General features: G+C 46.0%; 12 protein-coding genes. 3 read left to right on the top strand and 9 right to left on the bottom strand.

The window, feature by feature from the left end; all coding sequences use genetic code 11:
- Nucleotides 1-22: 22 nt before the first annotated feature.
- Both DXN04_RS32760 and DXN04_RS32755 read right to left on the bottom strand, forming a co-directional pair.
- Nucleotides 23-754, bottom strand: a complete 732-nt coding sequence (locus DXN04_RS32760; RefSeq protein WP_116857651.1) for a DUF481 domain-containing protein — start codon at nt 752-754, stop codon at nt 23-25.
- A gap of 44 nt (nt 755-798) precedes the next feature.
- On the bottom strand, nt 799-1,788 hold the full coding sequence (locus tag DXN04_RS32755; RefSeq protein WP_116857650.1) for an App1 family protein: 990 nt from the start codon (nt 1,786-1,788) through the stop codon (nt 799-801).
- Between the two features lie 42 nt (nt 1,789-1,830).
- Here DXN04_RS32755 and DXN04_RS32750 point away from each other — a divergent pair, with 42 nt between their 5' ends.
- Both DXN04_RS32750 and DXN04_RS32745 read left to right on the top strand, forming a co-directional pair.
- Nucleotides 1,831-2,694: a diacylglycerol/lipid kinase family protein gene (locus tag DXN04_RS32750; protein ID WP_116857649.1), complete on the top strand. Its 864-nt coding sequence runs from the start codon at nt 1,831-1,833 to the stop codon at nt 2,692-2,694.
- Between the two features lie 200 nt (nt 2,695-2,894).
- The gene (locus tag DXN04_RS32745) at nt 2,895-5,300 is read left to right on the top strand and encodes an alpha/beta hydrolase-fold protein (RefSeq protein ID WP_116857648.1); all 2,406 of its coding nucleotides are present in this window, start codon (nt 2,895-2,897) and stop codon (nt 5,298-5,300) included.
- A gap of 92 nt (nt 5,301-5,392) precedes the next feature.
- Here the strand turns inward: DXN04_RS32745 and DXN04_RS32740 are convergent, their stop codons facing one another.
- Both DXN04_RS32740 and DXN04_RS32735 read right to left on the bottom strand, forming a co-directional pair.
- Nucleotides 5,393-6,220, bottom strand: coding sequence for a hypothetical protein (locus tag DXN04_RS32740; RefSeq protein ID WP_116857647.1), 828 nt, complete (start codon nt 6,218-6,220; stop codon nt 5,393-5,395).
- 13 nt (nt 6,221-6,233) lie between these two features.
- A complete protein-coding gene (locus tag DXN04_RS32735; protein ID WP_116857666.1) occupies nt 6,234-7,037 on the bottom strand; it encodes an alpha/beta fold hydrolase in 804 nt (267 codons plus the stop codon).
- A gap of 205 nt (nt 7,038-7,242) precedes the next feature.
- Between DXN04_RS32735 and DXN04_RS32730 the strand changes: the two genes are divergently transcribed.
- A complete protein-coding gene (locus DXN04_RS32730; protein WP_116857646.1) occupies nt 7,243-7,947 on the top strand; it encodes a DUF4397 domain-containing protein in 705 nt (234 codons plus the stop codon).
- Nucleotides 7,948-8,019: 72 nt separating this feature from the next.
- Here the strand turns inward: DXN04_RS32730 and DXN04_RS32725 are convergent, their stop codons facing one another.
- From DXN04_RS32725 to DXN04_RS32705, 5 genes are all read right to left on the bottom strand, one after another.
- Entirely contained in the window at nt 8,020-8,790 is a 771-nt protein-coding gene (locus tag DXN04_RS32725) for a hypothetical protein (RefSeq protein WP_116857645.1), read from the bottom strand.
- 222 nt (nt 8,791-9,012) lie between these two features.
- Nucleotides 9,013-9,774 (bottom strand): hypothetical protein, encoded by a 762-nt coding sequence (locus DXN04_RS32720; protein ID WP_116857644.1) that lies wholly within the window; start codon nt 9,772-9,774, stop codon nt 9,013-9,015.
- Nucleotides 9,775-9,909: 135 nt separating this feature from the next.
- On the bottom strand, nt 9,910-10,653 hold the full coding sequence (locus tag DXN04_RS32715) for a LytR/AlgR family response regulator transcription factor (RefSeq protein WP_116857643.1): 744 nt from the start codon (nt 10,651-10,653) through the stop codon (nt 9,910-9,912).
- A 6-nt stretch (nt 10,654-10,659) separates the two neighbouring features.
- Entirely contained in the window at nt 10,660-11,625 is a 966-nt protein-coding gene (locus DXN04_RS32710) for a sensor histidine kinase (RefSeq protein ID WP_116857642.1), read from the bottom strand.
- A 125-nt stretch (nt 11,626-11,750) separates the two neighbouring features.
- Entirely contained in the window at nt 11,751-12,518 is a 768-nt protein-coding gene (locus DXN04_RS32705; protein ID WP_116857641.1) for a 3-keto-disaccharide hydrolase, read from the bottom strand.
- Between the last annotated feature and the right edge of the window lie 50 nt (nt 12,519-12,568).

Here is a 12,568-nt window from a genome sequence, read left to right as displayed (position 1 = left end):
GAGGTTCGCCTATGAGCGGACCTCAGAAATATTTTTCCAGTGTTAACCCATATGTAAACAGCAAGTTCTCCCTCCCCGTTCGCGTCACTTTATTATAGGTCATCGACGCTGTAATTGCTAACCACTTTCTCAGATTAAACGCAATACTATTCACAGACTTCAGGTTGTAATCACTGATATCAGTAATATTCGGCTGGAAAAAATGTGTGCCATCTATTGTGATCAATTCCTTAAATACAAACTTATATGATACACGAAAAGAGTTGCGCACCGCATCGTAAACATCGTGAATCGTATCTTCTATGAAGAGGTCCCCCTTTTCCCAGATAAACCCGTCACTGACGGAGAGATAGGTCGTTTTCCTGTCGAGGAAATTATAAGCTATACCTGCACCTGCCTGGAAACGGTCATTAATTTTCAGCGAGAAACTTTTATCATAGTTAGCCAATCCCCAGTAATAAATTTGTCTCACTGCACGGAAGAGACTGAAGTCAAGCGAAGAGGAGAAATCATTGTTAGTGAGCTCACCGTTCGATTGTCCGTACACCCAGCTGCCAGAGCCATTCAGGACTATTTTCTTTTTGCTCACGCCTACTTTAAACATATTGCTCAGCAAATAGGAATTGCCTTCGTTAGTCTGGTTGATAGAGCCTGTAGACGCGAATTTTCCATAGTAATGTATTGAATCGCTGAACTGAGCAAAGGCTGTTCCGCAAAAAAACAAGATGAATATTGTGACGTTAATACTTCTCATAAAACCCTGCCTTACGCACAATTAACATGCCTGAAATCAATATCTTATATTAAGCCTATGCGTTGGGAATGGGCGATTCCTTCTTCGCTGTGTTCGAAGTAACATACAGCGATTCCTTTATCCTGTATGGCCTGCACGACTTCGCGGGTAGCGACCGCTTTGCTGTCGCGCACTTTTCGGAGATAGACAGCTATGATCTGTGCACCGAAGTGATCGACCAGGGCCTTGTAAATATTAGGGTCTTCCTGGGTATCATCGCCGAGTAATATAAAGCGCATATCAGGATAGTGCTTGAGGATACGGGTGATGCGGGTGAACTTTGTCCGGTGTTTATTTTGCCCGCTTTTCAGTAATTGCCTGAGTGGCTTTAACTGGTTCAATAAAAACACGCCATCCGGCAAGCCATTGTAACGGATGAATTCCCTGATATATGCATAGAGGTTCCATTCGCTGCTGGATACGTAAAAGAAGGGATTATTGTGATGACTTAATAAGCGGTAATGCCTGACTACACCTTCGAAGGGTTTGCGGGTGCGGGCATTGCGGGTAAATAAGACCTGCAGGCGTTTAATAATCTTCGCGGAATGAGATACGAGGAATGTATCATCTATATCAGAGATACAGCCATATTGCGTATGATGTGGAATAATAACTACACCAGTTGCTTCGGAAACAGGGGAATCCGCTACATTCATGATTTTTACCTGTACATTATATTTACCGGCTGCCGGCATGGTGACTGGCTGCCATTGTAAGTGAAAAAAGCCATCTTTCTCGGTTATAGCTGTGACTGGCATCCCCTCCCATTCCAGCATCACCGGGATACCGGCTAAGGGTTTTACCCAGAAGAGGCGCAGGAGGGCAAACATATTCAACAGGAAGAAGCGGCTGTAGCGCGTAAGGGGTCGTGGTCCTATAGCGAGTACATGACCGTATATTTCGAGGTATTCTGCCCCTCCAAATCCATTGTATACCCTGATGTGAGGGCGACCCTCCATGCCGATCCAATGTAGAATTTTATTCCATGCTGTCATTCAGGCGCTGATTTTGCATTAACAGGATACAAATAGCAACCTATGCGGCTACTCTTTGTGATCAATCCAGTTTCCGGCGGCAAAAAGAAGGCCGATCATGGCACATTGATCAGGAATTTTTTTAAAGACCGGGAAGAAACGATTGAAATTTGCAAATTCGAGGGCCCTGCTTCTGGGCAGGAGCTGAAAAAAAAAATCCGGCACTGGCATCCGGATCGCGTGGTTGCTGTAGGAGGTGATGGTACCGTGAAGGCAGTAGCAGAACAACTACTGCACACCCGGCTCCCCATGGGTATTATTCCTGCCGGCTCTGCCAATGGAATGGCAACTGAACTGTCTGTACCGGAGAATTTTGAACAGGCCATGCAGGTGGTGCTGGAAGGAAAGATACAGGTGATCGATGCCATCCGCATTAACCAGCAGGAGATTTGTATTCACCTGGGTGACCTGGGTCTCAACGCCCTGCTGGTAAAAAACTTTGAGCAGGGCGGTACGCGGGGCAAACTGGGCTATGCACTTTCTTCTTTTAAAACTTTGTGGCAAAGGCAGTCCATGCAGGTGGAGATCAGGAATGCACAGGTATCGCTGTCCAGGGTAGCATTTATGATCGTGCTGGCCAATGCCAGGAGGTATGGAACAGGGGTGAGTATCAACCCGGATGGCAATCTCAGCGATGGATTGTTTGAAGTGGTGGTTATCAGGCGGCTTTCTTTGTGGGAGTTGTTGAAGATGATCAGGCAATTCAAGCCATTTGACCCTAAGAAGACGGAGGTGATACAGGCAGACCAGGTGACGATATCAACAAGAAGGAAGGCGCATTTCCAGGTGGATGGGGAATACCTGGGGAAAGTGAAAAATGTGAAGGCAGAGATTATGGCGAAGGCATTGCAGGTGATGGTACCGTGATGGCAGGATGATGGCAGACAATGGTACCGCAATGATAGAGGCAATGGCAACGTATGAGGCTTTGATTGCACCCGGGCAGGAATCTGATTGCCCACAGAACACCCCAATATTACCGCTCTTCAAATTACACCCTTACCAGGCAAAATACTACATGCATTTCTTCAGCCTGCTTTCTATTTTGTTGCATATAAATCAATTTTATGCGGCAATTATTTTTAGCCCTGGCATTATTGGCGGGGAATTCCCTCTTTGCGCAGGATGGATATGTTTTTAAAGAAGGCCTGGCGAGCGGCCCCTGTCATCAATATGGCAGAACAGCTTTGTTTACGGATCAACTGGCGTATGCCCTCAGCGAGGGGCAGTTACAGGCCCCCGGCAATGGCAGCAACTCTTTCGATGGTGAGAAATGGCAATCGGTAAGTGCTGGTGAAGATGGCACTTTCTCCGGAAAAGCATTGACGAACGGGTACCTCTATGTCACCTACAATTCTCCCAAAGCACAGACTGCGATCTTAAATATCAGCGGCCACCAGATGGTATATGTAAACGGCGTACCTCATGCCGGTGACATGTACCGTTATGGATGGATGTTTACACCAGTGCAGCTGAAACAGGGTGTGAATGAATTTTACATTCGTACGTTGAGAGGCTGGGGCAGACAGGGACTGCGGGCAAAACTTACTTTTCCAAAACAAGCTGTTTATATCAGCGTAGCAGATTCTACCCTGCCATTTATTGTGAAAGGCAAGGATAACAGTGGCCTATGGGGTGCGGTGGTTGTCATCAATACAACAGGCAGAGCCCTGAAAGGCCTGGAGATAAAGGCCACGATCCAGGGGAAGACTTTGACCACTACCCTGCCGGATATAGCGCCACTGGCTACACGTAAAGTTGGCTTTATGATGGATGCTACTGCTGTAGGCAGTGATCATAACAGCCTGGCACTGGCACTGAGCAGTCAGCATAAAGTGATCGACAATAAAGAAATTGCTTTAAAGACGGTGAGTGCGGGCGAGCATTACAGCAGTACTTTCGTGAGTGGTATCGATGGCAGTGTGCAATACTACGCAGTATCTCCACAACTGAATCCTGGCGGGAAAGCGCCGGCCCTGTTCCTGTCTGTACATGGGGCAGAAGTGCAGGCCATTAACCAGGCAAATGCTTATAAATATAAAGACTGGGGTGTGCTGGCTGCACCTACGAACAGGAGGCCCCGTGGCTTCAACTGGGAAGACTGGGGCAGACTCGATGCACTGGAAGTATTGAATATTGCAACGCAGGATTTCAAACCAGACCCGGAAAGGATCTACCTGACAGGGCACTCTATGGGTGGCCATGGTACCTGGATCCTGGGAGCTACTTTCCCTGGGAAGTGGGCAGCCATTGCTCCCTGCTCAGGCTACCCGACCTTGATGGGATATGGTTCTGCTGATGGATTGATCCCTGATTCTCCAAAGAATAATACTGAGGCGATCCTGCTGAGAGCAAGCAATCCGAGTAACACGTTTAAATTAGTAAATAACTACAAGGCTGGTGGTGTATACATTTTACATGGTGATAGCGATCGCGTGGTATCTGTAGATTATGCCAGGCAGATGAAAAAGATCTTAGCAGATTTCCATCCTGATTTCAGTTATTATGAATATCCGGGTGGCGAGCATTGGTATGGTGATACCTGTGTGGATTGGGGTCCTTTATTCTCTTATTTTAAATGGCATACGATACCAGCGGATAGCAGTGTGAAGGTGGTAGATTTTACGACGGCGAGTACGGCGATTTCTTCTAAGTACCACTGGGTACAGGTATTGCAGCAGCAGCATGCGCTGGAGTATAGCAGGGTGCAGTTGCGCCGTACAGGCAATACGATCAGTGGTACTACAGCAAACGTAGCTGTGCTTGCTTTGGACCTGAACGATTTTGCAGGAGATATTGTGCTGGACGGACAGACTATTAAATATGCCGGTGGAGAAAAAACATTGTACCTGGAACATGGTGCCGGGTGGCGTATAGGGAAAGCGCCTGCGGAGACAGATAAGGGTATTGTAAGGAATGGTACGCTGAAAGAAGCATTCAATCACAGGATGGTATTTGTGTATGGCACGGCGGGTACAGTGGAGGAAAATGCATGGTCATTGAACAAGGCGAGGTATGATGCGGAGACCTGGTATTACAGGGGAAATGGTGCGGTAGATATTGTGGCGGATAAGGATTTCAAGGCTGGTGATTATGCGGATAGAGGGGTGATTATTTATGGGAATGCGACGACGAATAAGGCCTATGCATTGCTGATGAAAAATTCGCCGGTGCAGATGAGCAGGGGGAAGATCACCGTGGGTGATAAGCTTTATACAGGAGATGCGCTGGCGGGGTATTTTATGTACCCGAGAATGGACAGTAAGGTGGCTGCGGTGGCGGTAATTGGCGGTACGGGACTGAAGGGAATGCGGGCTGCGGAGGCGAACCAGTATTTTGCGGGCGGAAGTGGGTTCCCGGATTATATGATTTTCTCTGCGGAGTTGCTGAAGGGGGTTGAAACGGAGGTGAAGACGGCAGGGTTTTATGATAATGAGTGGAAGTTGAGTGCGAAGGATGAGATTATTAATTAATAATTTTATTTATTTTAAAAAGCGCTTTCACCAACGGCGAAAGCGCTTTTTTTGAGATGCTATAATAGCCGGCTTTAATAGCAGGTCAGGAACTAAAAGATTTGTTTGAATTCCCAGAGGCGACCGATTCCATCTACCGGCATGCAGGATACCAATAGTGTATTGCCCGGGATCTCCCACTTCATATCCTTCATTTTATTGGCAGGAGACATAAACAATTGCATGGCCTCTTTAGTAATGATCTCTTTATTTTCCGCACTGTTGATCAACTGTCCCATTACGGCTGACAATACATGAGGCGGCTGCTCTCCGGAACGATCTAATTGTAAAAGGCTGGCGGCAGCGGTGTTGACCCAACCGGAATGACCATCATTCCCAATGAACACCATTGCCTGTGGCATCGCATGCATGATGGCCGTAAAGCGGGACATGGTATTATTTACGATCCGCTGGGTATGGGACTGCTGTAAGATCTCTTTTAAACGGGCCTGGATGATCTCCAGGCATTCCCTTGCACTGGCATCAAATGACTGCGGTTCACTCCAGCCAAAGAGGATCACAGCATTCACACCATGCCCTTTTACAGGCAATATAACGGCCGAAGAAAGCGCCTGAAATAATTCCTCGAAGGCATTCCTTTCAGAGATCTGAGACCAGTAAATCGCCTTATAATAATGCTGCTCCAGCAATGCTATGATTGGCCCCGGGTTCAGGATCAGGTCATTCAGATATGACGGGGTCGCTGCTTTTACTTTGGCGGTATAAGCATCCTCGAAGTCAAGTTGCAGTGAGATGTAGGCACCAAACAATTCCCGGAGCAATGAGATGCTGAAGGGAATGAATGAAGTGGCATCCAGGTTCCTGTCCCAATCACTCGTCTGACTAATAAATGTAAGCGCAGTTCTTTCCCAGCGTGTCACTATAAATAGCTGTTTATATAAAGGACTTAATAATACTGATTACCTCTCCCGGTGCACTCACATGGGGGAAGTGCCCTCTGGTATTCACGGTAGCCAGCTGGCTGTTGGGTATATGCCGGTGCATATATTCGCCTACTTCCTTCGGTACTGCCGGATCGTCTGTAGTCTGCACAATCAGTGCAGGTATGACGGATTTGCCCAGCTCATTCCTGTGATCCATTTCAAAGATAGCTTTTGCCACAGACAATGCAATATCTGCCCGGATAGAGGAAAGGGTTTTGGCAAAATTGGCTGCCAGTTCCGGTCTGTCTTCATTTTGTACTACCAGCTGTGCAAAGCCGCTGGCCCAGGCGAAGTAGTTTGTACTCATGGCATTGTAAAGTTGTTCCAGGGCTTCCATATTAAACCCGCCTACATAGCCGGTTTCGGGCTCATTCAGGTAACGGGGGCTGCTACCCAGCAGCACCAGTTTATTAAAATAAGAGGGGTATTTAATGGCGGAGAGCAGGCCAATCATCCCGTTGACAGAGTGGCCAACATAGATCACGTTTTCCAGGTTCAACTCCCTGAGCAGGTCACCCAGGTCCGTTACATAGCCTTGTATAGTACTATACCGGCTGGGGCTAAAGGCATTGATATCAGCCTTGCCACCGCCTACATTATCGAAGAGTACTATCTTATAATCTGCTTCAAATGCTTGTACCAGGGGTTCAAATGCTGTCTGGTCAGAGCCGAAACCATGACCGAAGATGATGGTGTGTGTGGCATCTGCTCTACCACGAATGTGGACATTATTCTTCTCCTTTACTGTGTGCATATCAAATCGGGGTTTTGTATCCGGTAAGCTAAAATAAGCAATTATATGGTTAAACAGTTTTACATGCTTTGAGGAATCCGACAACAAGATGTGTAGAAAAGCCCATAGTGCAAATTGCTAAAGTCCTGTTAAACCGCATGGCATAGTTTATGTTTTTTGAGGTGCAGAGTCAACTTATATTTTCAATTTAAAAAAACGACCGAATATGACAATGCTGAACCATGCCAGCAGCCGTTTGTTAGCCGCTTTCGCATTTGCAGGACTTGTAGCTTTTTCTTCCTGTAGCAAAGACGACGACGATACTGCGATTGATCCGGATGCAACTGTTAAGATTGTGAATGTTTTCCCTGATGCAGGTAGTGTAAACGTGTACAATGGTGAGACTAAGATTAACTCTTCTGCCATTGATTACAACACGGCGACTGCTTATCTGAATGTCGCAAAAGGCGATGCGACCTACAACTTCAAAAACGCTGTGTCTAACAACACAGTATTATCATTGCCTGTAAAGTTTGACGGTGGTAATTATTCGCTGTTTACTACAGGTAAAAGCAGTGATAACAGTACGACTGGTATCCTGACAAAAGACAACCTGGATGCGCCTGCTTCAGGTAAGGCAAAGATCCGCTTTGTGCATGCTTCTACAAATTTAGGCGCAGTGAATTTCTTTGTAAGCGACAGCCTGTTATTTAATAACAACGCTTATAAATCTGTGAGTGAATTTAAGGAGATGGCAGCCGGTACTTATACCCTTAAACTGTCTGACGCTACCAGCGGTACGGCAGTGGTAAGTAAGAGTGATGTGGTGCTGACAGCAGGAAAGATTTATACAGTGGCAGCAGTTGGTTTAGTGAATAACAATGTGCTGACTGAGCAACCACTGTCCATCAGTGTTATGGAGAATAACTAAAAGAGAATGCATTCAGTAATAAAAAAAGCTCACGCTGACAGCGTGAGCTTTTTTTATTTGCTTTATAAGATCTTACCAGGTCAGGTCAAAGCTGCTTCCACCGCTGATGGTGAATACTGCTTTCCTGTTACCCTTGTAAGTGATAGTACCTTCGTAGCTGAAAGATTTACCGGCAGCATTCGTACCGCTGATTTTTACAGCAGCTGTACCGGATACGATCTGCAGGGTAGATTTGTCAACTGTTACATCAGTAGCCGTATATTTCAGCACACTGTAGAAAGATTGTACAGCAGCATCTTTTGACACCAGGTTAGCTTTGTTATCAAAAGCCTGGTTGAATACGAGAGAATTGCTTGCATCACTCAGACCTGTTACAGAGAATGTAGCAGCTGAGGTATCAGCGATTGCCATTTTGGTAGTTACCATGGATGTCTTACCAGCAAAGGTGAAATTGAATGACTGGAAAGACTGGTTCGCATCACATTTCAGTACGTAATTGTAAGTGTAGTCGATGCTGAAATAAGGAGTTGCATTCGTTTCGGAAGCAAACTTGATTTCACCGTTATCGGAAAAACCACAATCATCGGTAGTTGCTTTTGCTGCTTTGCGTGCAGCAATGTACAGGGATGCTGTTTGTGCAGCCTGCTCTGTTTGCGCTACTACGCCACCGTTGGTCACCGCGGAACTTACTGCTGTTGCAACTTCTGCCTGACTTACAGCTGGTTCAGCGCTGTCCTTATCATCCTTTTTACATGCTGGTGCAAATACAGAAATACCTGCAGCTACACACAGGAAATACAGGGCAGCTTTACTGCGCAACAAGGGGTTGCTCATTCTTTTCATAGATGAATTTTGTTTAGTTTAGAATATAGTCGAAAGGAGTTGGTTTGTTTTTTGTCCCCCCTTTACTGACGCTAATATATATTAAAATAATAATATAAACGACTGATATAAATCCTTTATTGTGGGGGTGGAAAAATAATGGATGACTGACGAATTATTAAGCCTAAAAAAGCCCCCACCAAAAGGCGGAGGCTGATTGTATACTGTTGTCACAAATGTTTATTACCTGATCCAGGACACGGTATATTTCGTATCGTTCAGCACCAGTGAAGCGGCGTCATTGCCTGAGAAGGTCAGTGTACCTGACAGGGTGAATGATTTACCACTGGAGCTTTCACCTTTGATATTTACGGTAGCCGTACCTGATGTTATTCTAAGTGTTGTTTTGTTTACATACATATTGGTAGATGATACAGTTACTGTGCTGGTGAACTTGTGCATCTTACCAATTTTGGATTGTTGTGTACCTGTACGGATGTAGGTCTGGCTTACTTTGTAGAAAGTACTGTCGTTAGACAAACCTGTTACCACGATCTTATTGTTCACGCTATCATCAGAAGACATACGTGGAAAATCGTAGAGTGCTCTACCGGTAGCTTTAAATTCATATTGTGTCGGTACTTGTTCAGTACAGGTCAACATGCCGGTCCAGGTAATACCATAGCTCCATACATAATAGGAAGCTGTATCTGCGTTCGCGCTGGTTCTTGTTTTTTCGTAAGGAACGCCGCACTGGTCAGCCAGCTTTCCGGTATTGTCAGTGTTTGCTGCCGCTACTACACTCAGCGCTGCATTTGTCTGGATAACCAGACCACCACCTTCACTACTGAAGGACTGGACAACGGCTTCCGCCATTTCATCGGCGGTGATTACACCATCATCTTCATCTTTCTTACAGGAAAAAACTATTAAGGCCAGTCCCGAGATAAAGGCAAGAGAAAGGGCCATTTTACGAACGTGCCATGACAGACGGCGTGTTTTCATAGAATCACAATTTATAGGGAATGATAAATAGGTAGTGCTAGATAGTAATAAATTTCATAATATAAAAGCATTTGAGCGAATTAAACTATAAATATTTTATTATATGCGTAGCCTTATTTTGCAAATGATTGAGTATCACACATTCATCCAATTTTTAAATTCCGGTACACGGGCCTTGCTGATCAGGATCTGTTCTTTGGGTGCCGGGTGCACTTTCAGGGCTAAGCGGCCATTGAAATAAAAATCAACTTCCTGGATAGCACTGCGTTGGATGATAAACTGCCTGTTGGCCCGGAAAAACATACCCGGATCCAGCTGTTGTTGCAACTGTTCCATGGTAAAGTCGATGATGTACTGTTTATTGTCCGTCGTGCCGGCATATACCAATTCATTTGCGGTATAGAACCAGGAAATATTGCCGGCCAGGAGTGGAATGAGCTTATCCCTGTTGTGTACGAGGAAAGATTGTTTGTAGGTTTTGAATTGGGCTGCCAGTTGCAGAATGCCGCTATGATCGCGGAGACGATTGTATTTCTGTAAGCTTTGTTTCAGTTCAGTTTCATCAAAGGGTTTGAGGATGTAGTCGATCCCGTTTGCCTTGAATGCCTGCAGGGCATAGTCGTCGTAAGCGGTGATGAAGATTACGGGCAGCGTGACATGGACCTGGCTGAAGATTTCGAAGGAGAGGCCGTCGCTGAGGCGGACATCCATGAACAGGAGTTCGCATAGCTGCATGTTGGTATTGAGCCAGGCTACAGATTCTGCTACCCCGGGGAGGATGGTGAGTACTTCCACTTCGGGAGCTATGTCCTGGAGCATGTGCCGCAGGTTGCGGGCTGTGGCTGGTTCGTCTTCTATAATCGCTACGCGTAATGCCATAAGTATTTATTGCAGGGGAAGTGTTACGATGAATGCTGTATTTGTTTTATTGATACTGATTTCCTGTTGAAGGAGGATCTTGTATCGTTCGTTCAGATTTGCCAACCCGATGCCTGTGCCGGGTTCAGGAAAATGGACGGGCTGCAGGTTATTCTTTACGACTACGTGATTGTCCTGCAGCCTGATTTCCAGGACCAGCGGTATTTTGTTGTGCTTCAGCGCATTTTCTACCAATGGCTGGAATGACATGTGTGGAAGCCGGCGATGCTGCTGATCTTCCGGGATGTCTATGATGAGTTGGAAGCCTTCTTCATGCCGCATTTTCAGGAGGGCGGCATAGGCATTGACTGCATTGATCTCGTCTTTTAAATCGACTAAGCCGGTGTCTTCTTTCTGTAGTGAATAGCGGAAGAAACGGGAGAGCTGATTGATGTAATACTGTGCTTTGGCAGGGTCTTCGCGGACTACACCGGAGAGGCTGCTGAGCGCATTGAAAAAGAAATGCGGCTGGAGTTGCCCTTTGAGCAAACTGAGTTCTGCTTTGAGGTTGGCGTTGCGCAGGCGGTCGTTTTCAAGTTCTTTCATGCGGGCATGGCGGAGAATGTCAACGATGCGCACCTCAATGAGGACTAAGATAACCGTGAGGATAAGTTTAACTCCTAAGCCGCGGCCGGGGAGGAAATAACCAGCCCCGTAGAGGTTTTTTTGGATGGAAAGGCCGATGGTAAAAAAGAAAAGGAGGACCAGTAGGTTGACTAAATGCGTGATCACCTTATTGATTTTAAAAGTGTCACTGATATAGAAAATAATAAGACAAAAGATAAGGTTAAGTACTGTTTGAAAAATGACTTCCGACAGGTTGAATGGTGCGAAATGAGATAAGGGGTTGTTTTCCCTCAGGGAAAAGAGTTTAGGGATGTTGAGTGCCAGGGTGATGAAGAGTGCACTGTATATGTAGACTTGTCGTTTCATTGGGAACAAAATTGCAGCATGGTTGACTTAAAATTAGAGAAATAAAGGTGAAGCTGCAAAATTGGGGGGTGGATGAAACAAAAAGCGCTTTTGCGGTGTGGCAAAAGCGCTTTTTGTTAAGAGGATTATAATTCACGGATCCAGATATTGCGGAAGCTCAGTGGCTCGCTCTTATCCCCATGGGCCTGTAGTTTGATCGGGCAGGCACCGTGAGGTTTTTCGTAAGAAGCTTTACCAATGTACTTGGTAGGGCCCTGCAGCGCTACATTGTTCTGTACCAGTACACCGTTGAATAATACGGTCACACGGGCAGGACTTTGTACGGAACCATCCGAATTGAATTTAGGTGCTGTCCAGATGACATCGTAAGTCTGCCATTCACCTGGCTTCTTATTTGCGTTTACCAGTGGTGCAGTTTGCTTATAGATACTACCTGCCTGACCATTTACATAGGTCTTGTTGTTGTAGTTATCCAACACCTGCAGTTCGTAACCATCGTCGCCAGGGCCGGTGGAAGCTAAAAACAGGCCGCTGTTGCCCCTACCCTGTCCGGTACCTGTAATGTTCTTAGGCACTCTCCATTCAATATGCAACTGGTAGTTCGTAAAAGACCTTTTCGTTTGTATATTTCCGGTATTCTTATCCACAGTCAGGATCCCTCCGGATACTTTCCAGGCCGCAGGCTGGGAAGGATCTTTGACAGAAACCCACTGGTCCAGGGTCTTGCCATCGAACAAAACAATTGCGTCGGAAGGTGCATCTGTGTTAATCTTACCGGGGGTTACTACAGCAGGGACTGGTTCCCACACTTCAGTGTCTTCGGGTTTGGTCTGCGCAAATAACGTGGTCGAAAGTGCAACAGCCGCTACTGTTACTAACATTTTCTTATGCATGATCACTAAAATTTAATTCTCTAAATTAAAAAAGCTATTGACAAATTACA

This window comes from Chitinophaga silvisoli, assembly GCF_003412465.1.
Taxonomy (GTDB): domain Bacteria; phylum Bacteroidota; class Bacteroidia; order Chitinophagales; family Chitinophagaceae; genus Chitinophaga; species Chitinophaga silvisoli.
Note: the sequence above shows the minus strand (reverse complement) of the source record. Positions and strands in the feature narration are given on the sequence as shown.

Coding starts and splice junctions, on each gene's coding strand:
- DXN04_RS32760 (WP_116857651.1), bottom strand. CDS start 754: ATGAGAAGTATTAACGTCACAATATTCATCTTGTTTTTTTGCGGAACA.
- DXN04_RS32755 (WP_116857650.1), bottom strand. CDS start 1,788: ATGACAGCATGGAATAAAATTCTACATTGGATCGGCATGGAGGGTCGC.
- DXN04_RS32750 (WP_116857649.1), top strand. CDS start 1,831: ATGCGGCTACTCTTTGTGATCAATCCAGTTTCCGGCGGCAAAAAGAAG.
- DXN04_RS32745 (WP_116857648.1), top strand. CDS start 2,895: ATGCGGCAATTATTTTTAGCCCTGGCATTATTGGCGGGGAATTCCCTC.
- DXN04_RS32735 (WP_116857666.1), bottom strand. CDS start 7,037: ATGCACACAGTAAAGGAGAAGAATAATGTCCACATTCGTGGTAGAGCA.
- DXN04_RS32730 (WP_116857646.1), top strand. CDS start 7,243: ATGACAATGCTGAACCATGCCAGCAGCCGTTTGTTAGCCGCTTTCGCA.
- DXN04_RS32725 (WP_116857645.1), bottom strand. CDS start 8,790: ATGAAAAGAATGAGCAACCCCTTGTTGCGCAGTAAAGCTGCCCTGTAT.
- DXN04_RS32720 (WP_116857644.1), bottom strand. CDS start 9,774: ATGAAAACACGCCGTCTGTCATGGCACGTTCGTAAAATGGCCCTTTCT.
- DXN04_RS32715 (WP_116857643.1), bottom strand. CDS start 10,653: ATGGCATTACGCGTAGCGATTATAGAAGACGAACCAGCCACAGCCCGC.
- DXN04_RS32710 (WP_116857642.1), bottom strand. CDS start 11,625: ATGAAACGACAAGTCTACATATACAGTGCACTCTTCATCACCCTGGCA.
- DXN04_RS32705 (WP_116857641.1), bottom strand. CDS start 12,518: ATGCATAAGAAAATGTTAGTAACAGTAGCGGCTGTTGCACTTTCGACC.